The organism is Frigidibacter oleivorans (genome assembly GCF_003993775.1).
Taxonomy (GTDB): Bacteria; Pseudomonadota; Alphaproteobacteria; order Rhodobacterales; family Rhodobacteraceae; genus Frigidibacter; species Frigidibacter oleivorans.
Genome location: NZ_RJRZ01000001.1, coordinates 99,003 through 123,689, shown reverse-complemented (window position 1 = coordinate 123,689; position 24,687 = coordinate 99,003). Strand labels below are relative to the sequence as shown.

Annotated in this window: 26 protein-coding genes; 11 read left to right on the top strand and 15 right to left on the bottom strand. The window is 71.3% G+C overall.

Features of this window, described 5'->3' with window-relative positions; all coding sequences use genetic code 11:
* Positions 1–8 precede the first annotated feature (8 nt).
* From nirB to cobA, 4 genes are read left to right on the top strand one after another with little or no spacing between them, the layout of a single operon-like run.
* On the top strand, positions 9–2,444 hold the full coding sequence (gene nirB, locus EEY80_RS00635) for a nitrite reductase large subunit NirB (protein WP_126974633.1): 2,436 nt from the start codon (positions 9–11) through the stop codon (positions 2,442–2,444).
* Entirely contained in the window at positions 2,441–2,776 is a 336-nt protein-coding gene (gene nirD / locus EEY80_RS00630) for a nitrite reductase small subunit NirD (RefSeq protein ID WP_126974632.1), read from the top strand. Before nirB ends, nirD begins: the two co-directional genes overlap by 4 nt.
* Positions 2,773–5,382, top strand: coding sequence for a nitrate reductase (locus tag EEY80_RS00625; RefSeq protein ID WP_126974631.1), 2,610 nt, complete (start codon positions 2,773–2,775; stop codon positions 5,380–5,382). Before nirD ends, EEY80_RS00625 begins: the two co-directional genes overlap by 4 nt.
* Positions 5,379–6,167: a uroporphyrinogen-III C-methyltransferase gene (gene cobA / locus EEY80_RS00620; protein WP_126974630.1), complete on the top strand. Its 789-nt coding sequence runs from the start codon at positions 5,379–5,381 to the stop codon at positions 6,165–6,167. The genes EEY80_RS00625 and cobA overlap by 4 nt, the downstream gene beginning before the upstream one ends.
* 3 nt (positions 6,168–6,170) lie before the next feature.
* Here cobA and EEY80_RS00615 read toward each other — a convergent pair whose 3' ends face one another.
* Positions 6,171–7,868: a thiamine pyrophosphate-binding protein gene (locus tag EEY80_RS00615; RefSeq protein ID WP_126974629.1), complete on the bottom strand. Its 1,698-nt coding sequence runs from the start codon at positions 7,866–7,868 to the stop codon at positions 6,171–6,173.
* 72 nt (positions 7,869–7,940) lie between these two features.
* A complete protein-coding gene (locus EEY80_RS00610) occupies positions 7,941–8,255 on the bottom strand; it encodes an antibiotic biosynthesis monooxygenase family protein (RefSeq protein WP_126974628.1) in 315 nt (104 codons plus the stop codon).
* Between the two features lie 152 nt (positions 8,256–8,407).
* Between EEY80_RS00610 and pth the strand changes: the two genes are divergently transcribed.
* From pth to EEY80_RS00595, 3 genes are read left to right on the top strand one after another with little or no spacing between them, the layout of a single operon-like run.
* Entirely contained in the window at positions 8,408–9,121 is a 714-nt protein-coding gene (pth, locus tag EEY80_RS00605) for an aminoacyl-tRNA hydrolase (RefSeq protein WP_126974627.1), read from the top strand.
* Positions 9,118–10,167 (top strand): DUF2332 domain-containing protein, encoded by a 1,050-nt coding sequence (locus EEY80_RS00600; RefSeq protein WP_126974626.1) that lies wholly within the window; start codon positions 9,118–9,120, stop codon positions 10,165–10,167. The genes pth and EEY80_RS00600 overlap by 4 nt, the downstream gene beginning before the upstream one ends.
* Positions 10,164–10,529: a DUF2237 family protein gene (locus tag EEY80_RS00595; RefSeq protein WP_126974625.1), complete on the top strand. Its 366-nt coding sequence runs from the start codon at positions 10,164–10,166 to the stop codon at positions 10,527–10,529. Before EEY80_RS00600 ends, EEY80_RS00595 begins: the two co-directional genes overlap by 4 nt.
* Here EEY80_RS00595 and EEY80_RS00590 read toward each other — a convergent pair whose 3' ends face one another.
* The 4 genes from EEY80_RS00590 to trpB form a co-directional block, all read right to left on the bottom strand.
* Complete coding sequence (locus EEY80_RS00590; RefSeq protein ID WP_126974624.1) at positions 10,530–11,117, bottom strand: helix-turn-helix transcriptional regulator; 588 nt, start codon at positions 11,115–11,117, stop codon at positions 10,530–10,532. It lies immediately after the preceding gene.
* A 47-nt stretch (positions 11,118–11,164) separates the two neighbouring features.
* Positions 11,165–11,653: a hypothetical protein gene (locus EEY80_RS00585; RefSeq protein WP_235829666.1), complete on the bottom strand. Its 489-nt coding sequence runs from the start codon at positions 11,651–11,653 to the stop codon at positions 11,165–11,167.
* A 168-nt stretch (positions 11,654–11,821) separates the two neighbouring features.
* Positions 11,822–12,274, bottom strand: coding sequence for a PepSY domain-containing protein (locus EEY80_RS00580; RefSeq protein WP_126974623.1), 453 nt, complete (start codon positions 12,272–12,274; stop codon positions 11,822–11,824).
* A gap of 275 nt (positions 12,275–12,549) precedes the next feature.
* Complete coding sequence (gene trpB, locus EEY80_RS00575) at positions 12,550–13,779, bottom strand: tryptophan synthase subunit beta (RefSeq protein WP_126974622.1); 1,230 nt, start codon at positions 13,777–13,779, stop codon at positions 12,550–12,552.
* 196 nt (positions 13,780–13,975) lie between these two features.
* Here trpB and EEY80_RS00570 point away from each other — a divergent pair, with 196 nt between their 5' ends.
* The gene (locus EEY80_RS00570) at positions 13,976–14,752 is read left to right on the top strand and encodes a DUF4394 domain-containing protein (protein ID WP_126974621.1); all 777 of its coding nucleotides are present in this window, start codon (positions 13,976–13,978) and stop codon (positions 14,750–14,752) included.
* 73 nt (positions 14,753–14,825) lie between these two features.
* Here the strand turns inward: EEY80_RS00570 and EEY80_RS00565 are convergent, their stop codons facing one another.
* The 8 genes from EEY80_RS00565 to aroA all read right to left on the bottom strand — a co-directional run bounded on the left by EEY80_RS00565 (position 14,826) and on the right by aroA (position 21,686).
* Entirely contained in the window at positions 14,826–15,467 is a 642-nt protein-coding gene (locus tag EEY80_RS00565; RefSeq protein ID WP_126974620.1) for a phosphoribosylanthranilate isomerase, read from the bottom strand.
* A 9-nt stretch (positions 15,468–15,476) separates the two neighbouring features.
* Positions 15,477–15,836 (bottom strand): LapA family protein, encoded by a 360-nt coding sequence (locus tag EEY80_RS00560; protein ID WP_328590472.1) that lies wholly within the window; start codon positions 15,834–15,836, stop codon positions 15,477–15,479.
* Between the two features lie 7 nt (positions 15,837–15,843).
* The gene (ihfB, locus tag EEY80_RS00555; RefSeq protein WP_126974619.1) at positions 15,844–16,128 is read right to left on the bottom strand and encodes an integration host factor subunit beta; all 285 of its coding nucleotides are present in this window, start codon (positions 16,126–16,128) and stop codon (positions 15,844–15,846) included.
* A gap of 306 nt (positions 16,129–16,434) precedes the next feature.
* Positions 16,435–18,120, bottom strand: a complete 1,686-nt coding sequence (gene rpsA, locus EEY80_RS00550; RefSeq protein ID WP_126974618.1) for a 30S ribosomal protein S1 — start codon at positions 18,118–18,120, stop codon at positions 16,435–16,437.
* Positions 18,121–18,357: 237 nt separating this feature from the next.
* Complete coding sequence (locus EEY80_RS00545; protein ID WP_126974617.1) at positions 18,358–18,903, bottom strand: hypothetical protein; 546 nt, start codon at positions 18,901–18,903, stop codon at positions 18,358–18,360.
* Between the two features lie 46 nt (positions 18,904–18,949).
* Positions 18,950–19,561 carry a (d)CMP kinase gene (locus EEY80_RS00540; RefSeq protein WP_126974616.1) on the bottom strand — a complete coding sequence of 204 codons (612 nt, stop codon included), beginning with the start codon at positions 19,559–19,561 and terminating at the stop codon, positions 18,950–18,952.
* Complete coding sequence (locus EEY80_RS00535) at positions 19,558–20,337, bottom strand: inositol monophosphatase family protein (protein ID WP_126974615.1); 780 nt, start codon at positions 20,335–20,337, stop codon at positions 19,558–19,560. The genes EEY80_RS00540 and EEY80_RS00535 overlap by 4 nt, the downstream gene beginning before the upstream one ends.
* A gap of 5 nt (positions 20,338–20,342) precedes the next feature.
* Positions 20,343–21,686 (bottom strand): 3-phosphoshikimate 1-carboxyvinyltransferase, encoded by a 1,344-nt coding sequence (gene aroA / locus EEY80_RS00530; protein WP_126974614.1) that lies wholly within the window; start codon positions 21,684–21,686, stop codon positions 20,343–20,345.
* A gap of 204 nt (positions 21,687–21,890) precedes the next feature.
* Here aroA and thpR point away from each other — a divergent pair, with 204 nt between their 5' ends.
* Entirely contained in the window at positions 21,891–22,439 is a 549-nt protein-coding gene (gene thpR / locus EEY80_RS00525) for an RNA 2',3'-cyclic phosphodiesterase (protein ID WP_126974613.1), read from the top strand.
* Positions 22,440–22,489: 50 nt separating this feature from the next.
* Positions 22,490–24,019, top strand: coding sequence for an ATP-dependent DNA helicase (locus EEY80_RS00520; protein WP_126974612.1), 1,530 nt, complete (start codon positions 22,490–22,492; stop codon positions 24,017–24,019).
* Here EEY80_RS00520 and EEY80_RS00515 read toward each other — a convergent pair.
* On the bottom strand, positions 24,016–24,339 hold the full coding sequence (locus EEY80_RS00515; RefSeq protein WP_126974611.1) for a YnfA family protein: 324 nt from the start codon (positions 24,337–24,339) through the stop codon (positions 24,016–24,018). The genes EEY80_RS00520 and EEY80_RS00515 overlap by 4 nt on opposite strands.
* Positions 24,340–24,439: 100 nt before the next feature.
* On the opposite strand from EEY80_RS00515, the gene EEY80_RS00510 reads away from it, so the two are divergent.
* A complete protein-coding gene (locus EEY80_RS00510; RefSeq protein WP_126974610.1) occupies positions 24,440–24,676 on the top strand; it encodes an Lrp/AsnC family transcriptional regulator in 237 nt (78 codons plus the stop codon).
* The last annotated feature ends 11 nt before the right edge of the window (positions 24,677–24,687 follow it).

The window sequence follows — 24,687 nt, the reverse complement described above, 5'->3', positions numbered from 1 at the left end:
AATCCGCAATGACTGAACGACTTGTGGTGGTCGGGGCCGGCATGGCCTCCGGCCGGATGCTGGAGCATGTCTTCGAGGCATCCCCCGGAGCTTTCGAGGTGACGCTGTTCAACGCAGAACCGCGCGGCAACTACAACCGGCTGATGCTGTCGCCCGTCCTGTCGGGCGAGAAGACCTATGCCCAGATCGTCACCCATGACGAGGCGTGGTATCGCGCCCAGGGCGTCACCTGCCGCTTCGGCGAACGGGTGCTGTCGATCGACACCGACGCGAAGACCGTGACGGGCGAGCGCGGCAGCCTGCCCTATGACAAGCTGGTCATCGCCACCGGATCGGACCCGTTCATGATCCCGCTGCCGGGGCGCGACCTGCAGGGCGTCATCGCCTATCGCGATCTGGAGGATACGGAACGGATGATCGCGCTCGGGGCCCGGCCGGGCGCACGGGCGGTGGTGATCGGCGGCGGGCTGCTGGGGCTGGAGGCCGCGGCGGGCATGCAGGCGCGCGGCGTCGAGGTGACCGTGGTGCACCTGATGGGCCATCTGATGGAACGCCAGCTCGACCCCTCGGCGGGCTATCTGCTGCAGAAGGCGCTGGAGGCGCGGGGCATCCGCGTGCTGTGCAAGGCCGTGTCGCAGGAGATTGTGGGCGAGGACGGCCATGTGACGGCGCTGCGGCTGGAGGACGGCACCGACCTGCTCTGCGACCTGCTGGTCATGGCGGTGGGCATCCGGCCGGCCACGGCACTGGCCCGCGCGGCGGGGCTGGCGGTCAACCGGGGCGTCGTCGTCGATGACAGGATGGCCACCTCGGCCGCCGATGTCTTCGCGCTCGGCGAATGCGTGGAACATGAGGGCGCGCTCTTCGGCCTCGTCGCCCCGCTCTACGATCAGGCGAAGGTGCTGGCCGACACGCTGGCGGGCCGCCCCGCCGCCTTCGTCAACCGCGAGGTGGCGACGAAGCTGAAGGTGACGGGCTGCGACCTGTTCAGCGCCGGCGATTTCGCCGAGGCGCCGGGGCGCGAGGACATCGTGTTCCGCGATCCGGGCCGTGGCATCTACAAGCGGCTGGTGCTGGACGGCGACCGGCTGGTGGGGGCCGTGCTCTATGGCGACACCGCCGACGGCGCATGGTTCCACGGGCTGATCAAGGACCGGACCGACGTGTCCGCGATGCGCGACACGCTGATCTTCGGCCCGGCCTTCCAGGGGGGCGCCCCGGCGGACCCTCTGGCCGCCGTTGCAGCCTTGCCGCCTGAGGCAGAGATCTGCGGCTGCAACGGCGTGTGCAAGGGGCGGATCGTGCAGGCGATCGAGGGCGGGGCGACGACGGTCGACCTGATCCGGGCGACGACGAAGGCGAGCGCCAGCTGCGGCACCTGCACCGGGCTGGTGGAACAGGTGATGGCCCTGACGCTGGGCGACGGCTTCACCGCCAATGCCAACCCGCCGATGTGCCGATGCACCGAGCACACGCATGAGGATGTGCGCCGGCTGATCAAGTCCATGGGCCTGAAATCCATCCCGGCGGTGATGCAGGAACTTGGCTGGACGACGGCGGGGGGCTGCGCCAGCTGCCGTCCGGCGCTGAACTACTATCTGCTGGCCGACTGGCCGGACGACTATCGCGACGACCGGCAATCGCGCTTCGTCAACGAACGCAACCACGCCAACATCCAGAAGGACGGCACCTATTCGGTCGTCCCGCGAATGTGGGGCGGCGTCACCACGCCCGCCGAACTGCGCGCCATCGCCGACGCCGCCGACCGCTACAACGTGCCGATGGTCAAGGTCACGGGCGGCCAGCGCATCGACCTTCTGGGCGTGCGCAAGGAAGACCTGCCGTCGATCTGGTCGGACCTGAACGCCGCGGGCATGGTGTCGGGCGCGGCCTATGCCAAGGGCCTGCGCACGGTGAAGACCTGCGTCGGGTCGGAATTCTGCCGCTTCGGCACGCAGGATTCGACCGGGTTGGGGATCAGGCTGGAAAAGCTGCTCTGGGGTTCGTGGACGCCCGCCAAGGTGAAGCTGGGCGTGTCGGGCTGCCCCCGCAACTGCGCCGAGGCGACCTGCAAGGACGTGGGCGTGGTCTGCGTCGAGTCGGGCTATCAGATCGGTGTCGCGGGTGCGGCGGGCATGGACGTGAAGGAAACGGAACTGCTGCTGACCGTGCCGACCGAGGCCGAGGCGATGGAGGTGATCGCGGCCTTCATCCAGCTTTATCGCGAAAACGCCCGCTACCTGCACCGCATCCACAAATGGGTGGCCAAGGTGGGGCTGGACTGGTGCCGCGATCAGGTGGCCGACCCGGCCAACCGCCGCGCGCTGTACGAGCGGTTCCTGCACAGCCAGACCGTCTATCAGGCCGACCCTTGGGCCGAACTCGCCCGGCGCCCGCAGGACTGGGCACCGATCGCCGACCTGACGCTGAGGGCCGCAGAATGACCGCGATGATCGACATTGCCGCACTGGACGACATTCCCCGGCAGGGCGCGCGGGTGGTGAAGACGCCGCTCGGCTGCGTGGCGCTGTTCCGCACCGCCACAGACGAGGTCTTCGCGATGGAGGACCGCTGCCCCCACAAGGCCGGGCCGCTGTCCGAAGGCATCGTGCATGGCAGCCAGGTCACCTGCCCGCTGCATGGCTGGGTCTTCGATCTGGCGACGGGGCGCGCGCAGGGGGCGGACAGCGGCGCGGTGCGCACCTTCGCGGCACGGACCGAGGGCGGGCGCGTCTTCCTTGACGCCACGCTCCTTGCGGCGCGGAGCGCGGCATGACCGCGACCCGCACCACATGCCCCTATTGCGGCGTGGGCTGCGGGGTTCTGGCGACGCCCGACGGCGCGGGCGGCGCGGCGGTGGCGGGCGATCCCGACCATCCCGCCAACCGGGGCCGTCTTTGCGTCAAGGGCGCGGCGCTTGGCGAAACCCTGGGGCTTGCCGGGCGCCTGCTGCATCCGACCATCGGCGGCAGGGAGGTTGGCTGGGACGCGGCGCTGGACGAGGTGGCGGGCCGCTTTTCCCGCACCATCGCCGAACACGGGCCGGACTCCGTCGCGCTCTATGTCTCGGGCCAGTTGCTGACCGAGGATTACTACGTCGCCAACAAGCTGATGAAGGGGCTGGTCGGCTCGGCCAATATCGACACCAATTCGCGGCTCTGCATGGCCTCGGCGGTGGCGGGCCATCGCCGCGCCTTCGGCAGCGACACCGTGCCCGGTCAGTACGAGGATCTGGACCAGGCCGAACTGGTGGTGCTGGTCGGCTCGAACCTCGCCTGGTGCCATCCGGTGCTGTATCAGCGGCTGGCCGCGGCACGGGCGGCGCGGCCCGGGATGCGGGTGGTCGTGATCGACCCGCGCCGCACCGCGACCTGCGACATCGCCGACATGCACCTCGCACCCGCGCCGGGATCGGATGCGGTGCTGTTCAACCATCTGCTGGCGGTGCTGGCAGACCGGGGGCTGCTGGCCGCGGCCGGGCGGGTCTCGGGGCTCGACACGGCGCTGGCGGCGGCGCGGGCCAGCGATCCGGCGCTGACCGGCCTGCACCCGGCAGATCTCGCCGCCTTCACCGACCTCTGGGCGCGGACGGACAAGGTCGTCACCGTCTGGTCGCAGGGTATCAACCAGTCCGACAGCGGCACCGACAAGGTGAACGCGATCCTCAACTGCCACATCGCCACCGGCCGCATCGGCCGCCCCGGCATGGGGCCGTTCAGCGTCACCGGTCAGCCCAACGCCATGGGCGGGCGCGAGGTCGGGGGGCTTGCCAACATGCTCGCCTGCCATCTGCAGATCGAGGACCCCGCGCACCGCGCCGCCGTGCAGACCTTCTGGCAGGCGCCGCGCATGGCGGCCGGACCGGGGCTGAAGGCGGTGGACCTGTTCGACGCGGTCGGGGCGGGCCGGATCCGCGCGCTCTGGATCCTGTGCACCAACCCCGTGGCCTCGATGCCCGAGGCCGACCGGGTGGCGCGTGCCATCGCCGGTTGCGAGTTCACGGTGGTCAGCGACGTCGTGGAGACGGACACGACCCTTCTGGCGGATGTGGTGCTGCCCGCGCTCGGCTGGGGCGAGAAGGACGGCACCGTCACCAATTCCGAACGCCGGATCAGCCGGCAACGCGCCTTCCTGCCCGCACCGGGCGAGGCGCGACCCGACTGGTGGGCGCTGGCGCAGGTGGGGCGGCGCATGGGCTGGGCCGAGGGCTTTGCCTTCGACGGCCCGGCGGCGATCTTCCGCGAACATGCGGCGCTGTCGGGGATGGCGGCGGGCCTGGGATCGGATTTCGACATTTCGCGCCATGCCGGGATCGACCGCGCGGGCTATGACGCGCTGCAACCGTTCCTGTGGCCCGCCCCGGCCGGCGAAGCGACGGCGCCCGAACGCTTCTTCGGCGACGGGCGCTATCACACGCCGGACGGCCGGGCCCGGGCGGTTGCGGTCGCGCCCCGGCTGCCCGCCCCGCTGCCGCAGGACCGGCCCTTCCGGCTGAACACCGGCCGGGTGCGCGACCAGTGGCACACGATGACCCGCACCGGGCTGGCGCCCCGTCTGGCGCTGCACCGGGGCGAGCCGTTCCTGGAGGTTCACCCCGCCGATGCGGCGCGGCTGGGGCTGGAGCCCGACATGCTGGCCGAACTGGGCGACGGCGAGGGGCGGCGCATCCTGCGGGTGCTGGTGTCGGACGCGGTCGCCCCCGGCCATCCCTTCGCGCCGATCCACTGGACCGACGGCCACGCCTCGGCCGCGCGGATCGGCACGCTGGTGCCGGGGCAGGTCGATCCCGTCTCGGGCCAGCCGGCACTGAAATCCGCGCCCGTCGCGATCCGGCCCTTCCGCGCGGCCTGGTACGGCTATGCCGTCTCGGCCGGGCCGATGCGGCCCGATTGCGCCTATTGGGCGGGCGCCGTGCTGCCCGGGGGCGCGCAGATGGAACTGGCGGGCGAGGACCATCCCGCCGACTGGGGGGCATGGGCCGCGCGCCTGTTCGGCCTGCCCGCCGCCGATGTCAGCCTGTCCGACCCGGCCCGGGGCCTGCACCGGCTGGCCTTCCTGGCGGACGGGCGGCTGGTGGCGGCGCTGTTCGTGGCGCGCACGCCCGTCGCGCTGTCCCGCGCGCTGGTGGCCGGAGCGCTCGGCCAGCCGGGGGCGGCGGCGCTGGCCGGGCGGGCGGGGGCGGACCGGCCCGATCCCGGCCCGACCGTCTGCGCCTGCTTCTCGGTCGGGGCGGCGGACCTTGCCCGCGCCATCGCCGGCCGCCGGCTGATGACGGTCGAGGCCATCGGCGCCGCCCTGCGCGCCGGCACCAATTGCGGGTCCTGCCGCCCCGAGATCCGCGCCCTGATCGACCGCCATCGCCCGAAGGAGGCCGCCGAATGAGTTTCCTGCCCCTGCCCGAGACGCTGACCCCCGCCCCGCCGGCCCGCGGCCATGTCGCGCTGGTGGGCGCGGGGCCGGGCGCTGCCGACCTGCTGACGCTGCGCGCGCTGGACCGCATCCGCCGCGCCGATGTGGTGCTGTTCGACCGGCTGGTGGAGCCCGAGGTGCTGGCGCTGATCCCCGACCGCGCCGCCCGGTTGTTCGTCGGCAAGGAGGTCGGCGCCTGTGCCTGGCCGCAGGAGCGGATCGACGCCGCCATCGTCGCCTTCGCGCTGGCGGGGCAGCGGGTGGTGCGGCTGAAATCCGGCGACCCCTCGATCTTTGGCCGCGCCGCCGAGGAAATCGCCGCGGTCCGCGCCCACGGGATCGAGGTCGAGATCGTGCCGGGCATCACCGCCGCCAGCGCCCTGGCCGCCAGCACCACGCGGCCCCTGACCGAACGCGGGCAGACCGACCGGCTGGTGCTGGCCACCGCCACCTGCCGCCCCGGCGAGCCGTGGCAGGACTGCGACCTGCGCCCCGGCACCACGCTCGCGCTCTACATGGCGATGCACCGGCTGGCGGCGGTCGCGGCCGACATGGCGGCGGCGGGTCTGGGGCCGGACACGGGGATCGAGATCGTCTCGCGCATCTCCACCCCGGCCGAACGGCGGCTGGAGACGACGCTGGGCCGGCTTCTGGCGGATGTCGAGGCATCGGGCATCGGCAACCCGGCCATCGTGCTGGTCCGGGTGCCGAAGACGGCGGCCGCCTGCCCGCAACCGGGGCTGATGGCGGCGGGATAGGCCCTAGCCCCGTGCGGCGTCGCGGATCTGGCTCAGCGTCATCGCGGGGGTCAGCGCCTCGGGGTCGATCATGATCTCCAGCACCGCCGGCCCGTCATGCGCATCGGCGCGGGTGAAGGCCGCGGCGAAGTCCTCGGTCCGCTCCACCCGTTCGGCATGGGCGCCGAAGGCCCGGGCCAGCGCGGTGAAATCGGGATTGCCGGCAAGGCCGGTGGCCGAGACGCGGCCGGGATAGTGCCGTTCCTGATGCATGCGGATCGTGCCCAGCATCCCGTTGTTCAGGATCAGCACCCGGATGCGCAGCCCATGCGCCGCCGCCGTCGCCAGTTCCATCCCCGTCATCTGGAAATCGCCGTCCCCCGCCACGCAGACCACCGTCGCCCCCGGCCGGGCGAAGGCCGCCGCCAGCGCCGCAGGCAGGCCATAGCCCATCGAGCCGCAGACCGGTGCCACCTGCGTCCCGAAGCGGCGATAGCGGTGGAACCGGTGCAGCCAGGTCGCGAAGTTGCCCGCGCCGTTGGTGTAGATCGTGTCCTCGGGCAGATTGGCGTCGAGCCATGCCACGATATCGCACATCTGGATCGCGCCGGGGCTGGTGCGCGGGGCGGTCCAGGCCTCGAAGGCGGCGCGGCCGGCGCGGCGTTCCTCCTCCCACGGGCCGGCCAGCGGCCCCTCTGCCACCAGCGCCGCCACGAATTCCGCCGCCGTGGCGACGATGCCCATCTCGGGCTGCCAGACCTGCCCGATGGCGTCGCCCGAGGTGAAGACATGGATCAGCCGCTGCCGGGGCACGGGGGCGGACATGATCGTGTAGCCGTTGGTGCCGATCTCGCCCAGCCGGGCGCCGATGACCAAGAGCACGTCCGCCTCGTCCACCCGCTTCAGCAGGGCGGGATTGGCCCCCAGCCCGATTTCGCCCATGTAGCAGGGGCTCTCGTTGTCCAGCAGATGCTGCCGCCGGAACGAGGCCGCGACGGGCAGGCCGCTATCCTCGGCGAAGGTGCGGAACCGGTCCACCGCCGCACCGGTCCAGGTCGACCCGCCGAGCAGCACCAGGGGCCGCGCCGCCCCCGCCAGGGCCGCGCGCACCGCGGCCACCGTGGCGGGCGCCACGCCATTGGCCTGCGGCACCGCCGGCCGGCCATCCGCCACCGCGGCCCGGTCGTGCAGCATGTCCTCGGGCAGGGGGATCACCACCGGCCCGGGCCGGCCCGACTGCGCCAGCTGGAAGGCGCGGGTGACATGTTCGGCCATGCGGGCCGCGTCCTCGATCTGGATCACCGCCTTCGCCTGGCTGGCGAAGACCCGGCGATACTCCACCTCCTGAAAGGCCTCGCGGGTCAGCACGTCGCGGGGGTTCTGGCCGATGAACATGATCAGCGGCGTGGAATCCTGGCAGGCCACATGCAGGCCCGCGGAGGCATTCGTCGCCCCCGGACCGCGCGAACAGAACAGCACGCCGGGCCGCCCGGTCAGCTTGCCCCAGGCCTCGGCCATCATCGCGGCCCCGCCCTCATGCCGGCAGGTGACGACCTCGATCCGGGGCGAGTCGTGCAGCGCGTCGAGCACGGCGAGGAAGCTCTCGCCCGGCACGCAGAACACCCGCTCCACCCCCTGCACCAGCAGCTGGTCCACGAGGATGCGCGCGGCGCTGCGGTCGGACGTCTGTTGCGGGTGGCCGCTGGCCGGTGCCTCTGTCATGGCGCTTCCCCTTCCGGATTGCTGGCCGGACCATCGGCCCGCCATCCGGCCGGGTCAAGTGGGGCGCATCCGTCAGGGCTGCAGCTGCTGCACGCTTTCGAAGACCTCCAGTTCCGGATGGCCCATGTAGATGTCCCGGTGGCCGCCCGCCCCGGCAGGGGCGGCGCGAAAGGCCTCGGACTTTGTCCAGTTCAGGAAGGATTGCTCGCTGTCCCACATCGTGTGCGAGGCATAGAGCCGGTATCCCTCTTTCTCCGGTCCCTTCATCAGGTGAAAGCCGAGGAAGCCCGGCACCTCGCCCAGCCGGCTGTCGCGGCTGGCCCAGACCTGTTCGAAGGTTTGCTCCGATCCGGGCTTGATGCGGAAACGGTTCATGGTCAGATACATGGCGTGATCCCTCTCGGCGGCCCCAGAAGCGGCGGCGCGGCAGATGCGGGCGGCCGGCGGATGCCGGGCCGGCTCGCGGACGGGAGCAGAACAGGGCAAAGCGCGGCGCGGGTCAAGGCGGGCCCGTGCAGGCGGAACGGCGGAGGCAGGCGATGCGGCTGTTCGTGGGCTTGGGCAATCCGGGCGCGAAATATGCGGGCAACCGCCACAATATCGGCTTCATGGCCGTGGACCGCATCGCCGCCGACCACGGCTTCGGCCCGTGGCGGGCGAAGTTCCAGGCCGAGATCGCCGAAGGCCGGCTGGGGCCGGAAAAGGTGCTGCTGCTGAAGCCGCAGACATTCATGAACCTGTCGGGACAGGCGGTGGGCGAGGCGATGCGCTTTCACAAGCTCGACCCCGCCGATGTCACGGTCTTCCATGACGAGCTGGACCTCGCGCCCGGCAAGTGCCGGGTGAAGCAGGGCGGCGGCCATGCGGGGCACAACGGCCTGCGGTCGATCCACCAGCATATCGGCGAGGCTTACGGCCGGGTGCGGCTCGGCATCGGGCATCCGGGGCACAAGGACCGGGTGGCGGGTTATGTGTTGGCGGATTTCGCCAAGGCCGATGCCGACTGGCTGGACGACCTGTTGCGCGGCATTTCCGACGGGGCGGCGGCGCTGGCCGAAGGCGATGGCGCGCGGTTCCAGAACGCGGTGGCGCTGCGTACTGCCCCGCCGCGGTCCGGCACGGGGACGGCGGGCGAGGCCCCGCCGCGAAAGACCGCACCCGCCGCCGAGGCCGCGCCGGCCTCCGCTCCTGCACCCGAACCGGCAGCCGAGCCGAAATCGCCGCTGCAGCGGCTGGTGGAGCGGTTCCGGTGACCTGGCGCGCGGCCTTCCTGCAGCAGGCCCGCTCTTGCGAGGATCTGGGTTCGCCCTTCACCGCCCGGCTGCTGGCCGGGATCGCGGAGCGTGGCCTGCCCGAGGGGGCGATCGCGGCGCGGATCGCGGGATGGCAGGGCGATATCGGTCCCTCGGGCGCCTCGGTGCCGCTGCGGCTGGCCGGCGCGTTGCACGGGCTGGTGCTGGAGGGGCGCGCCCCGGATCTTGCCGCCGTCTATCCGCCGGCGGCGCCTGCCGGTGCGGTGCTGGCCGGGGCCGTGGACGCGGCGCTGACGGCGCATGAGGACCGGGTGATGGCCCGGCTCGACTCGGCCCCGCAGACGAACGAGGTGGCGCGGTCGGCGGCGGTGATCCCGGCCGCGCATTGGCTGGCGCGCCGGTTCCGGCTGCCGCTGGTGCTGTCGGAACTGGGCGCGAGTGCGGGGCTGAACCTGAACTTCGACCGCTATGCGCTGCAGGCGGGTGGGGCGACGCTGGGGCCCGGCGATCCGGTGCTGACGCTGGCGCCGGACTGGCGGGGGCAGGCGCCGGTCGCCGGCCCCCTGCAGATCGCGGCGCGGGCGGGCGTGGACCTCGCCCCCATCGACCCGGCGCGCGACAGGCTGCGGCTGCTGTCCTTCGTCTGGGCGGATCAGGCGGCGCGGCTGTCGCGGATCGCGGCGGCGCTGGACGAGGCGGCCCGCCATCCGCCGGCGGTCGAACGCGGCGATGCGGCGGGCTGGCTGGCCGGGCGGCTCGCCGCCCCGATGCCGGGGCGGCTGCACCTGATCTACCACACGGTGGCGTGGCAGTATTTCCCCGCCGCCGCGCAGCAGCAGGCGCTGGCGGCGCTGCAGGCCGCCGGAGGCGCCGCCCGGCCCGATGCGCCGCTGGCGCGCTTTTCGATGGAGGCGGACGGGCAGGGGCCGGGCGCGGCGCTGCGGCTGACGCTGTGGCCGGGCGACGGGACCGGGCGCGACCTGCGCATGGGCCGGGCCGATTTCCACGGCCGCTGGATCGACTGGCAACCCGAGGAGGCGGCATGATCCCCGATACCCCCGTCAATGTGCTGGGCGGGACGCTCGAACCCTGTTCGACCGCGCCGATGACCGGCTTCTTCCGCGACGGCCATTGCAACACCTGCGCCGAGGATGCGGGCAGCCATACCGTCTGCGTGACGCTGACGGCGGAGTTCCTCGCCTTCTCGAAATATGTGGGCAACGACCTGTCCACGCCGCGGCCGGAATACCGCTTTCCGGGGCTCAAGCCCGGCGACCGCTGGTGCCTTTGCGCCGGGCGGTTCCTGCAGGCGCATGACGAAGGCTGCGCGCCGCGCGTCAACCTTGCCGCCACCCATGCCCGCGCGCTGGAGATCGTGCCGCTCGGGGTGCTGCGGCAGTATGCCTGACTAGCCCCGCTCCGGACCGGCCTGCGGGCGCGGCGGCGGGATGCTGGCGGGCGGCGAGGGGATCTCGGCCGGTTGCGTCGGGGTCGGCAGGGCCAGCCGGGCGGGCAGGTCCCCGTCGATCAGATCCTCGATGAACAGCGACAGCAATTGCGGCCGGCCGCTGACCCCGGCCTTGCGATAGATCGCGGCGGTCTGCGCCTTGACCGTCCCTTCCGAGGTCTGGCGCAGCGCGGCGATTTCGGCGGTCGACAGGCCCTTGACCGCGAACAGCGCCACATCGCGTTCCGCCGGGGTCAGCCCCCAGCCGGTGAAGCGTTCCTCCAGCAGGTCCATGAACGCGCCCGAGGCGCGGCGCAGCTTTTCTTCGGCCTGCCGGCGGCCGCGGATGCTGCGGGTCAGCGTCAGCGCCCCGAGCACCAGCCCCAGGATCAGTCCCACCGCCGCGCCGATCTCGAGCAGTTCGCGGGTCTGCCAGCTGATCGGCGCTGCATAGAGCCCCAGCACGGACAGCACGATGTCGGACACGAAGAAGACGGCGCAGACCGCCTGCACCGCCATGATGACCAGGGCCGCGACCAGCCCCTTCATCGCCGCCGATCCCGCCGCTGCGGATGCCTGTTCATCCCCCCGGCGCCTCAGTCGTCATCGTCGTCGTCGTCATCGTCGTCGTCATCATCGTCGTCGTCATCATCATCATCGTCGTCGACCGATCCACCGCCGGAGGATCCGCCCCCCGACGACCCTCCGCCCGACGACCCTTCGCCCGACGACCCTCCGCCCGACGAGCCGCCACCGCCCGATCCGCCGCCGGCCCGCGCCGGTTCGTCATCGTCGTCGAGCGCGAAGGGCAGGGTCGGCCGGCCGCTCGGCGCGCGCCACAGGTCGCGCAGGACCTCGCCGGTGCGGGGGTCGAGGATGATCTCGCGCGAGCCTTCGGGGCCGCGCGCATAGATGCGCATCCGGCCCAGCAGGGTGCGTTCGGTGCTGACCTCGGTGAAGCCTTCGCTGCGCAGCTGCCGGACGAAACGGTCGGACAGGGACTGGGCCGAGGCCGCCGTGCCGGTCAGGGGCAGGACGGCCAGCGACAGGGCGGTCAGCGCGGCGGCGAGGGTGCGGCGGGTCAAAGGCGGTTCCATGACGGCGGCAGGATTACGTGGATCCGACTATCTGCCGGATCGACGGCGGCCCGCAAGGGTCGGTGGCCCATGCGCGAACCCCGCGCGAACCTGCGCGCGGGGCCGGGTGCCGGGGCCGGCCGGACATCCGCCCGGCCGAAGATGCGCGCGCCGCGATCAGTCGTCGCCGTCATCGTCGCCGTCATCGTCATCGTCGCCGCGATCCCCGCGGTCATTGTCCCGGTCGTCATCGTTCCGGTCGTCATCGTCCCGATCCCCGCGGTCATCGTCCCGGTCGTCATCCCGATCATCCCCGCGGTCATCGTCCCGGTCGTCATTCCGGTCATCGTTCCGGTCGTCGATCTCTACGCCGGGGCGGGTGTCGTCATCGTCATCGACGGGACCCGTTTCGCGGCGCAGGATCTCGCGCGTTGCGTTGTCGACCAGCAGCTCGACCTTCTGGCTGCCGCGGATCGCCTCGACCTCGGTGGTGCTGGCGTTGCGGTCGATCTCGATGCGGGTGAAGCCCTCGGACCGCAGCCGCTCGATCAGGTCGCGGGTCAGGGACTGGGCGGACAGGGGCATGGCAATCAGGGCCAGCGCGGGGGCGAGAAGCAGCGTCTTGTGCATGGTCGTCTCCTGTGTGCTGCGGAGGCGGCGTGCCTCCGGTGCACCAAGGCTGGCGCGACCGGTCCGCGCCGGCCATTGGCCGCGAAGACTAGATGCCGCCGGTTCGGCCGGGCGGCGGATGCGCATAAACCAGGGTTTATGCGTCCGGAACGCCGCTTTTCCGCCGCCGGCGCACCGCCGCGCAGGCAGACGGGCGGCCCGGGGGCCGTCCTGCCGCGATCTCTGCGGGGGATGTGCCTGCCGCCGGCGCGCCAACCTGCGCCGGCCCGGCGGGCTCAGATCTTCATGTCGAAGCCGAGGTGCTTGGCCACCGTGAAGATGTCCTTGTCGCCGCGCCCGCACATGTTCGACACGATGATGTGGTCGGCAGGCAGGGTGGGGGCGATCTTCATCACATGGGCCAGCGCATGGCTGGGTTCCAGCGCCGGGATGATGCCCTCCAGCGCGCAGCACAGCTGGAACGCCTCCAGCGCCTCGGCATCGGTGATGCTGACATATTCGGCGCGGCCGGTGTCGTGCAGCCAGGCGTGTTCCGGCCCGATGCCGGGATAGTCGAGCCCGGCCGAGATCGAATGGCCTTCGAGGATCTGCCCGTCCTCGTCCTGCAGCAGATAGGTGCGGTTGCCGTGCAGCACGCCCGGCCGGCCGCCGGTCAGGCTGGCGCAGTGCTGCATCGACTCGTCCACGCCCTTGCCGCCGGCCTCCACCCCGATGATCCGCACGGAAGGATCGTCGAGGAAGGGGAAGAACAGCCCCATCGCGTTCGACCCGCCGCCGATGGCGGCGATCACCGTGTCGGGCAGGCGGCCTTCGCCCTCCTGCTCGGCCAGCTGCCAGCGCACCTCCTTGCCGATGATCGACTGGAAGTCGCGCACCATCGCCGGATAGGGATGCGGCCCCGCCACCGTGCCGATGCAGTAGAAGGTGTCGCGCACATTGGTAACCCAGTCGCGCAGCGCATCGTTCATCGCATCCTTCAGCGTGCCGCGGCCCGAGGTCACCGGGATCACCTCCGCCCCCAGCAGCCGCATCCGGAAGACGTTGGGCGCCTGCCGTTCCACGTCATGCGCGCCCATGTAGACCACGCATTTCAGCCCGAACCGGGCGCAGACGGTGGCGGTGGCCACGCCATGCTGGCCCGCGCCGGTTTCCGCGATGATCCGGCTTTTCCCCATGCGGCGGGCGAGGATGATCTGGCCCAGCACGTTGTTGATCTTGTGGGCGCCGGTGTGGTTCAGCTCGTCGCGCTTCAGATAGATCTTCGCGCCGCCCAGATGGGTCGTCAGCCGTTCCGCGAAATAGAGAGGCGAAGGCCGGCCGACGTAGTGCTGCCACAGCCAGTCCATCTCGGCCCAGAAACTGTCGTCGGTCTTGGCGCGCTCGTATTCCGCCTGCAGGTCGAGGATCAGCGGCATCAGCGTTTCCGACACGAACCGCCCGCCAAAGATGCCGAAGCGGCCGTTTTCGTCGGGTCCGGTCATGAAGCTGTTGATGCCGTCGTCCATGTCGATCCTCCGGGGCTGGTCTGACCGCATGTATCGCCTTCGCGCAGGGGCGTAAAGCCGCGCGCGCCGCAGCCTTCCGGCGCCGTGCCGCAACTTTCCGACGCCGCGCCGCAACTTTCCCCGGCAGGCTTCGTAGCTTCATCCGGATCGGGCCGAAACACGGCAGCCGGCCATGCCAACGTGACAGGAGATCGACATGAAAACCCTTGCCACCGCCCTTCTGACCCTTGCCGCCGCCGGCGGCGCCGCACAAGCCGACACCGCGCTCGGCCTCGTGGGCGACAAGACCCTGGTCTGGATCGACACCGCCACGGCCCAGGTCACCGGCATGGTCGAGGCCGAGGGCGTCGACCGGCTGCTGGGGGTCGACCTGCGCCCGTCGAACAATACCGTGATCGGCGTGACCGAGGGTCAGGCGATCGTGACCATCGACCCGAAGACCGGCGCCACCACCGAACTGTCGCAGATGAACACCATGCTGCCCGTGGCCGACATGCCGGTGATCGTGGACGTGAACCCGGCGGCCGACCGGCTGCGCTTCATGTCCGGCACCACCAATCACCGCGTGAACATGGACACGGGCGAGGTGACGGTGGACGGCGCGCTGCATTTCGACGCCGCCGATGCAAATGCCTCGGCGACGCCGATGGTCGTGGCGGTCGCCTATATCAACAGCTTCGGCAAGCCCGAGAAGACGGCGATGTACGACATCGACACCGGGCTGGGCGCGCTGCTGCAGCAGACCGCGCCGAATGACGGCACGCTGGCCACCATCGGCATGTTCGACAAGCCGCTGGAAGGCGCGGTGGCGATGGATGTGGCGACGACCGAGGACGGCACCAATACCGCCTGGTTGGCGAGCGGCGGCATGCTGCACACGGTCGACCTGGCCACCGGGGCGACCACGGGGTCCTGGCAGATCGAGGGTCTGGAAGGCGAGCTGCGCGACCTGACCGTCCTGCCGGCGATGTAAGTAAACGGTGACGCGGCGGCGGGGTGCCGTCCCGCCGCCGCATGTTTCCCTGTCCCTGCGCTGCGGTGCCGGTTCAGCCCCGCGCCGCCGCGACGAAGGCTGCGATCCGGGCGACATCCTTGACGCCCGGCGCGCTTTCCACTCCGCTCGACACATCGACGGCCGGCGCCCCGGTCAGGCGGATCGCCTCGGCCACCGTCTGCGGGGTCAGACCCCCCGCCAGCATCCAGGGCCGCTGCCAGCCGCGTCCGGCGATCAGCCGCCAGTCGAAGGCCAGCCCGTTGCCCCCGGGCAGATCCGCGCCCTTGGGCGGCTTGGCATCGAGCAGGATCATGTCGGCCACCGCCTCGTATTCGGCGATGCGGGGCAGGTCGGCCGCATCGGCCACGCCCACCGCCTTCATCACCGGCAGGTTCCAGCGGTGGCGGATCTCGGCCACGCGGTCGGGGCTTTCCTGGCCGTGCAGTTGCAGCATCTCCAGCGGGACCTCGGCCAGCAGCCGGTCCAGCAGCGCGTTATCGGCATCGACGGTCAGGGCCACGCGCGCGATGCCTGCGGGCACCGACCGCGCCAGCGCGGCCGCCGTGTCGACCTCGAGATGGCGGGGCGATTTCGGGAAGAAGACGAAGCCCACGTAATCCGCGCCGGCCGAAGCGACGGCAGCCACCTGCGACGGGGTGCTCAGCCCGCATATCTTGACCCTAACCCTGTCCATGCGGGGGTTCTAGCGCGCCCGGCCGCCACCTTCCAGCAGCGCCAGCACATCGTCCTTCTGCGCGTCGCCTCCCGACATGCGGCTGACCTCGCCGCGCAGGCGGGCCGCCTCGCGGGCGTTGCGGCTGGCGGCGCTGCGATGGCGCGACTCGCGCGCCCATTCCCAGACGAAGCCGATGGCCAGCCCCACCAGCACGCCGAGCGCGATGACGAGGAACAGCGGCAGGTCCACCGACCAGCCGAGGCCGAGGAAGCGGCCCGCCTCGTCCGGCAGCAGGCGCAGTGTCACCGGCCCCCGGTTGGCCAGGGCCAGCGCCACCAGCAGGATGGCCAATGCGCCAAGCAGCGCCAGTCGCAGGATACGCATCATCTTGGGGTCAGTCCTGTCCGTTCAGCCGGTCGCGCAGCAGCTTGCCCGTCTTGAAGAAGGGCACGTGCTTTTCCTCGACCTCAACCGACTCGCCCGTCCGCGGGTTCCGCCCGGTGCGTGCCTCTCGTCCCTTCACCGAGAACGCGCCGAACCCGCGCAATTCCACCCGGTCCCCCCGGGCCATCGCATCGGTGATCTCGTCGAAGATCGTATTTACGATCCGTTCGACGTCGCGTTGAAACAGGTGCGGGTTTTCCTCGGCGATCTTCTGGATCAGTTCCGACCGGATCATGTGTGTCCCCCTGGGCGCGGTGCCGTCGCGCCTGTGGCGGGGACTATAGGCGCAAACATTCTGCGCACAAACAGGAAAGCCTTTGGAATATCGTCGTTTTAAGCGTGATCTGCCGTGATCGGCGACCCGTTGCGCATGATCGTGGCCGTCACCCGCCCGCAACCCGCCCCGCACGCGGGGTCGGAACGGCCCGCCGGACGGCCGCCGGGCCGGGGCTGGCACCGCCATGCCGAATCGGCTGCACCGGCGGCAAAACGAAAAAGGCCCCGCCGGGGCGGGGCCTTTCATGACGTCCGGCGGAACCGGTCAGCGGTCGCCCGCACCCTTCAGCGCGGCGCCGAGGATGTCGCCCAGCGAGGCGCCCGAGTCGGACGAGCCATACTGTTCGACGGCTTCCTTCTCTTCCGCGATCTCGCGCGCCTTGATCGACAGGCCCAGACGGCGGGTCTTGCTGTCGACATTGGTCACGCGCGCATCGACGTGGTCGCCGATCTGGAACCGCTCGGGGCGCTGTTCCGACCGGTCGCGCGACAGGTCGGACCGGCGGATGAAGGCCTTCATGCCGTTGTACTCGACCTCGATGCCGCCATCCTCGATCGCGGTGACGGTCGTGGTGACGACCGAGCCGCGCTTCACGCCGTCAACGGCGTCCGAGAAGGTGTCGGCGTCCAGCGCCTTGATCGACAGCGAGATGCGTTCCTTGTCGGTATCCACCTCGGTGACGGCGGCCTTGACCACGTCGCCCTTGCGGTAGTTCTGGATCGCATCCTCGCCGCGCTGTTCCCAGCTGAGGTCGGACAGGTGCACCATGCCGTCGATGTCGTTGTCGAGACCCACGAACAGACCGAATTCGGTGATGTTCTTGACCTCGCCCTCGATGACGGTGCCCATCGGATGCGTTTCCGCGAAGACTTCCCACGGGTTGCGCATGGTCTGCTTCAGGCCCAGCGACACGCGGCGCTTGGCGGTGTCGATCTCCAGCACCATGACATCCACTTCCTGCGAGGTGGAGACGATCTTGCCGGGATGGACGTTCTTCTTGGTCCAGGACATTTCCGACACGTGGACCAGACCTTCGACGCCGGCTTCCAGCTCCACGAAGGCGCCGTAGTCGGTGATGTTGGTCACGCGGCCCTTGTGGACCGAGCCGATCGGGAACTTGCTTTCCACCGTGTCCCACGGATCGGACTGGAGCTGCTTCATGCCCAGGCTGATGCGGTGGGTTTCCTTGTTGATCTTGATCACCTGGACCTTGACGGTCTCGCCGATGTTCAGGATCTCGCTCGGGTGGTTGACGCGGCGCCAGGCCATGTCGGTGACGTGCAGCAGGCCGTCCACGCCGCCCAGGTCGACGAAGGCGCCGTATTCGGTGATGTTCTTCACCACGCCGTCCACGACATCGCCTTCGCTGAGCTTGCCGATGACCTCGGCGCGCTGCTCGGCGCGGCTTTCTTCCAGGATGGCGCGGCGCGACACCACGATGTTGCCGCGGCGGCGATCCATCTTCAGGATCTGGAAGGGCTGCTTCATGCCCATCAGCGGGCCGGCGTCACGCACCGGGCGGACATCGACCTGCGAGCCGGGCAGGAAGGCCACGGCACCGCCCAGATCGACGGTGAAGCCGCCCTTGACGCGGCCGAAGATGGCGCCCTCGACGCGCTCTTCCTTCTCGTAGGCCTTCTCCAGCCGGTCCCATGCCTCTTCGCGGCGGGCTTTCTCGCGGCTGATGACGGCTTCGCCGCGGGCATTCTCCACGCGGTCGAGATAGACCTCGACGGTGTCGCCGACGGTGATGTCGGGCGTTTCGCCGGGGTTCGCGAATTCCTTCAGGTCGACGCGGCCTTCCATCTTGTAGCCGACGTCGATGATGGCCTGGCCCGCCTCGATGGCGATGACCTTGCCCTTGACGACCGAACCCTCGTCGGGGGTGTCGATCTCGAAGCTTTCCTGCAGCAGGGCTTCGAATTCTTCCATAGTCGCTTTAGCGCACATGCGGATCGTGTTCCTTTACAAGCGTTTTTCTGGCCATGCGGTTGGCTCCGCCGGTCTTTGGTTGCCATCCGGGCAGGGACGGAACGCGAAACGCCGAAGCGGCCTCCGGTCCATCGCTGGCCCGCGAAACCCTTCGGTGGATCCGTCACGAATCCGTCGCGTCCTGCGGCACCCGGGCCCCGGACTGCGCGCGATATAGTCGCGAGGGCCGGGCCGGGCAAGGAAATAACCGCGCCGTCAGTCGCAAAGCCGCGTCGTCACCTCATAGTCCGGCGTCGGAAAGCGCCGGTCGCGGGGTGGGATGCCGGCCCGTTCCGCCTCGATCGGCGTCAGTTCGCGCAGGCTTTCCGGGTCGAGCCGCAGTGTCTGGCACAGCGCCCGGTCGGACACCCGCACCTCGCCGCCGCGCAGGTCGATCAGGTGGCCGTCGCGGCGGTCGTCGCCGGCGGCGAAACGCAGCGGACCGGGCAGGGACAGCCGCTCGGTGTCCGGGCCGAACAGGTCGTCCTCGCCCTGCCAGTCCTGCCCGAGCGCCAGATCCACCTGCCAGTCCCCCGGAGGCACCAGCAGGCGAAAGGGCTGGCCGCCCTGCACGAAGGCCGCGAGCCGCGCGGTGCCGTCCGGGTCGCGCAGCCGCAGATAGGCGTCGCGGTCCGCATCCGTCCGCAGGATCAGCGGCAGCGTGGCGGGCAGGCCGCTGCGGTTCCACATCAGGCCGGCGGGCGGGCTGTCCGCGGAGGCGGGTGGGGCGAGCAGGGCAAGGATCAGCAGAAGGGCGCGCATCTGGCAGAGATAGGCATTCTGCCGCCCCCCGGCCAGCCCGCGCGGATCAGCACCCGCGCCGTTCCGCCACCAGCGCCACCGCCCGCGCCACCGCCTCCTCCGCCGTCAGTTCGGTCGTGTCGAGGATCACCGCGTCTGCCGCCGGGCGCAGCGGCGCATCCGCCCGGCCCATGTCGCGGGCATCGCGTTCCCGCACCTCGGCCAGCACCCGGTCGAAGGGCAGGGGTGCCGCATCGCCCCCCAGTTCCAGCCAGCGCCGCCGCGCCCGCACCTCGGGGCTGGCGGTGACATAGAGCTTCACCTCAGCCTCGGGGCAGATGACCGTGCCGATGTCGCGCCCGTCCAGCACCGCGCCGCCCTCGGCCCGGGCAAAGCGGCGCTGAAACTCCAGCAGCGCGGCCCGCACCTCGGGGATCGCCGCCACGCGGCTGGCGGCCTGACCCGCCGCCGCGCTGCGCAGATCGTCGCGTGCCAGATTGGCCGGGGTGAGGGCGCGGGCGGCAGCGGCGGGCTCCGCGCCCTCGGCCACCAGCGCACCCACCGCGCGATACAGAAGCCCCGTGTCCAGATGCGGCAGGCCGAAGGCCGCGGCCACCGCCCGGCTGATCGTGCCCTTGCCGGCCGCCGCCGGCCCGTCGATGGCCACCGTGAAGATCATCGCACCCCCTTCAGCACCGCCAGCGCCGCGTCGTGCAGCGCGGGATGGCCGCTGGCCAGCACCGCGCCCGCCGAGGACAGGCCCAGATCGCCGCCCTGCCAGTCGCTGATCCGCCCGCCCGCGCCGGTCACCACCGGCACCAGCGCGCATATGTCGAAGGCATCGAGGTCGGGACCGTACAGGCACAGGTCCGCCAGCCCCCGCGCCAGCGCGCCGATGGCGGGCGATCCGCCGTCGAACACCGTCAGCCCCGCCAGCCGCAGCAGCGCGTCATGGCCGGGACGGGTCGCCGCATCGAAGCTCGCGGGGTTCGCCAGCGCCATCCGCGCGCCGGTCAGCGTCGCGGCGGACTGGCAGCGGATAGGCCGGCCGTTCAGTGTGCTGCCCTCTGCCGCGCCCACGAAACGCGCCCCGGCCAGCGGCATGTCGATCACCCCCAGCACCGGCACGCCGTCGCGGCACAGCGCGATCAGCGTGGCCCAGTTCGCCAGCCCGCAGCCGAACTGCCGGGTGCCGTCGATCGGATCCAGCACCCAGACATGGCTGCGGCCGGTGGCCTCGGCGCCGAATTCCTCGCCGAGGATGCCGTGATCGGGACAGGCCCGGGCGATCGCGTCGCGCCAGTCGCGCTCGATGGCGAGGTCGGCCTCGGTCAGGGCCGAACCGTCCGCCTTGGTGCCGACGCTGCCGCCCGCGAACCAGTGCCGCCGCGCCGCCGCGCCGGCCGCATCCGCCAGCGCCAGCGCGAGGGCCAGATGATCCTGCGCCTCGGCCATGCGGGTCAGTCCCGCGCGACGGGCGCGCCGAGACCGGCCATCAGCGTCTCGAACACCGGGAAGGAGGTGTCGATGGGCGAGCCGTCATCCACCGTGACCGGCGCCCGCGCCGCCAGCCCCAGCACGAGGAAGGACATGGCGATCCGGTGGTCCAGATGCGTGGCGCAGGTGGCCCCGCCCGGCACGCCATCCGCCCCCAGTCCGTGCACGATCAGTGTGTCCTCGTCCTCTTCCACCGTCACGCCGCAGGCTTCGAGCCCGCGGGCCATCGCGTCGATGCGGTCGCTTTCCTTCACCCGCAACTCCTTCACCCCGCGCATCACCGTGCGGCCCTCGGCAAAGGCCGCCACCGCCGCCAGCACCGGATATTCGTCGATCATGCTGGCCGCGCGTCCGGGCGGCACCTCGACGCCCCGCAGCGAAGAATGCCGCACGACGAGATCCGCGACCGGCTCGCCGCCTTCCTCGCGCGGGTTTTCGAAGACGATGTCGGCGCCCATCTCGACCAGCGTGGTGTAAAGCCCGTTGCGCGTGGGGTTCTGGCTGACGCCGGGAACCCGGATGTCCGACCCCGGCACGATCAGCGCGGCGCAGACGGGGAAGGCGGCCGAGGAGGGATCGCGCGGCACCGCCACGCGCTGCGGCCGCAGTTCGGGCTGGCCCGTCAGCCGGATCAGCCGGCCCTCGGCGGTATCCTCGACCTCGACCGCCGCGCCGAAGCCGCGCAGCATCCGTTCGGAATGATCGCGCGTCGCTTCCTTCTCGATCACGACGGTCTCGCCCGGCGCGTTCAGCCCGGCCAGCAGCACCGCCGACTTCACCTGCGCCGAGGGCACGGGCGTGCGATAGGTCACCGGCACTGGATCGGCCGCGCCCACCACGGTCATCGGCAGCCGGCCCTGCGACCGGCCATAGGCCTGCGCCCCGAACAGCGCCAGCGGGTCGGTCACGCGGCCCATGGGGCGCTTGCGCAGGCTCGCATCGCCGGTGAAGGTCGCGGTCAGGGGCGAGGTGGCCATCGCCCCCATGATCAGCCGCACGCCGGTGCCGGAATTGCCGCAGTCGATCACATCGGCGGGTTCGGCAAAGCCGCCGACGCCCACCCCGGCCACCGTCCAGTGTCCGTCGCCGTGGCGGGTGACGGTGGCGCCGAAGGCCCGCATCGCCTTGGCGGTGTCGAGCACGTCCTGACCTTCCAGCAGCCCTGTCACCTCGGTCTCGCCCACGGCCAGCGCGCCCAGGATCAGTGCCCGGTGGCTGATCGACTTGTCGCCCGGCACCTCGGCCACGCCGGTCAGCGGACCGGACCTGCGGGCGGTCATCGGGATCGGATTGCCGTGGCCGGACATGGGGCGCGCTCCTTCGCTGTCTGCCCGGGCCTGATAGCGCAAGCCCCGTGTCGCGTCCATCTGGCGCGCTTCCGCCACGGGCGGCACGGGCTGGCCGCGTCGCGGCGGGGGCCAGCCCCCGCACCCCCGGGATAACTGGATCGGCTGCAGGGACCGGGGCGATCCGGCTTGTGCTGCGGGCCGGGGCGGGCAGAATGCCTTTCCATGCGCGCCTTCATCGCCATCGCCCTGCCCGACAGCGCCCGCGCGGCGCTGGCCGACCTGCAGGCCCGCCTGCCGGTGGGGCGGCCCGTGGCGGAGGAAAACCTGCACCTGACGCTGGCCTTTCTCGACGATCAGCCGCCCGCGGTGCTGGAGGATCTGCATGACGACCTGTCCGGCCTGCGCGCGCCGGGTTTCGACCTGACGCTGGCGGGGCTCGGCGGGCCGGGGGGCGCGGCGCCCGCTTTGATCTGGATTGCGGCGGATCCGTCGCCGCCGCTGGTGCAGCTGCATGCCCGGGTCGAGGCGGCGGTGCGCCGCGCGGGGATCGCGCTGCCGCGCCAGCGGTTCCGCCCGCATGTGACGCTGGCGCGCTTCGGCCGCCGGCGGCCGGGGGGCGGCGAGCAGGTGCGGCTGCAGGCTTTCCTTGCCGCCGAGGGCGCGGTGCGGCTCGATCCGGTGCCGGTGCGGGATTTCGCCCTGTGGCAGTCCTCGCTGCACCGCGACGGGCCGGTCTATGAGGAACTGGCGCGCTATCCGCTGCAGGGCTGACGTTCTTCCGCCCTTCCGGCCGCTCGCCTGCCGCACTATGGTCCCGGCCCATGAGCCTGCCTGCCCCCATCTTCTCCGACGATCAGGCCGAGGCCTGGGACCGGCTGGCCGAGGTGCTGGCCGAGGCAGGCATCGACATCGCCGATGGCGACACCGAGCCGCCGGGCGACGGACCGAACCGGGTGATGGCGGTGGTCGGCAAGGCGGGATCGGGCAAGACCCTGCTTCTGTCGCAACTGGCGAAGGCGCTGCAGGAGGCCGGGGTCGACGTGATCTCGGGCGATTACGAGGGCCGGCGGCGCAAGGAGCGGCGGACGCTGGCGATCCTCGCGCCCACCAACAAGGCGGCGAGCGTGCTGCGCAACCGCGGCGTGCCGGCGACCACGATCCACCGGATTCTCTACACCCCGGTCTATGACCCGGAATACGAACGCATCGCCGAATGGCTGGCCGGCAATGGCGACCGGCCGACGATCGAGGGCCTGACCGAGGCGGCGCTGGACCGGGCGAAGGCCTTCTACGACCAGATGAAGTCGATCCCCGGCGCGCTGGCGGCGGCGGGGCTGCGCGGATCGGATTTCATCCTCGGCTGGAAGCGGCGCGAAGACCCGCTCGACATCGGCTTCATCGACGAAAGCTCGATGCTGGACGACCGGCAGTTCGACGACCTGAAAGAGATCTTCCCGACGCTGGTGATGTTCGGCGACCCGGCGCAGCTGGCCCCGGTGAACCAGTCGGGCGCCATGGCCTTCGACCGGCTGCCCGAGGGCCAGCGGCTGGAACTGCACCGCATCCACCGCCAGACCGAGGACAACCCGATCCTCGACCTCGCCCATGCGCTGGCCGATGACAGCCTGACCTTCGAGCGGTTCGAGCGGATGGTGGAGGATGCGGCGCGGCGCGACCCGCGCGTGGTCTGGGCGGAACGGGTGGAAACCGGGCTGATGGCCCGCTCGCCGGTGCTGGTCTGGCGCAACCAGACGCGGATCCGGCTGATCCATGCCTTCCGCGGTGCCTACGGTGCGCCGGCCGACGCGCTGCTGCCGGGCGAGCCGCTGATCTGCGACGGGATCGAACTGCCGCTGAAGCACCGCAAGAAGCGCATCGACCTCGAGGCGCGGGGCCTGATCAAGGGCGCGCAGGTGATCTGGCTCGGCCCCGGGCGCAAGCCGGGCTTCAGCCGTATCCATGTGATCGGCGCCGAGGAGCCGCAGGTCAGCGCCGCCTCGATCATCAAGATCGAGATGCCGGACGAGGAAGAGCCCTTCATTCCCTATGCCGCGCGGATGGGCGCGGCCTTCCTGCACGGCGCGGCGGTGACGATCCACAAGGCGCAGGGCTCGCAATGGGAAAACGTGCAGGTCTTCGCCCCCGACCTCTATGCCGCCTACCGGGCCGGGCGCAGCGAGGCCGGGATCCCGCTGTGGAAGCGGCTGGCCTATGTGGCGATCACCCGCGCGGAACAGCGGCTGTTCTGGGTGGTGCGCAACCGCATGTCCCGCCCGGCAGTGCCGCTGACGGTGGACGATCTGCCCAAGGCCGCCGCGCCGCTGGAAATGCTGCGCGACGAGGAGGGCTAGCCGCGCGGCCCCCACAGGATCAGCGCTGCGCCGATCAGGCACAGCGCGGTTCCGGCCAGATCCCACAGGTCGGGCTGCCGCCCCTCGACCAGCCGCAGCCAGGCCAGCGAGGCGGCGATGTAGATGCCGCCATAGGCCGCATAGGCCCGCCCCGCCGCATCCGCCGGGCTGAAGGCCAGAAGCGTGGCAAAGACCGCCAGCGCCGCCAGCCCGGGCAGCAGCCACAGGGGCGAGCGGTCCAGCCGCAGCACCGACCACACGGCGAAGCAGCCGGCGATTTCCGCCAGCGCGGCAGCGAGGTAAAGGGGCAGGGCCTGCATGACCGCTGCCTAGACCGGCCGCGCCCGCCTGTCCAGCGCGGCCCTTCCGGTCGCGCCCGCTGCCCGCTAGGCTGGCCGCGTCCGAAGAAGGAGAACCCCGATGCGCTGCGTCTTCGTCCAGTTCCGCTGCCATCCCGGCAGGACCTATGAGGTGGCCGACGCGATCTATGACCGCGAGGTGGCGAGCGAGCTGTTCTCGACCTCGGGCGAATACGACCTGATCGCCAAGGTCTACATCCCCGAAGAGGAGGATGCGGGCCGCTGGCTGAACGACCGGCTGTTCGACATCCCCGGCATCTCGCGGACGCTGACGACGATCACGTTCAGGGCGTTCTGAACCGGGGGCGC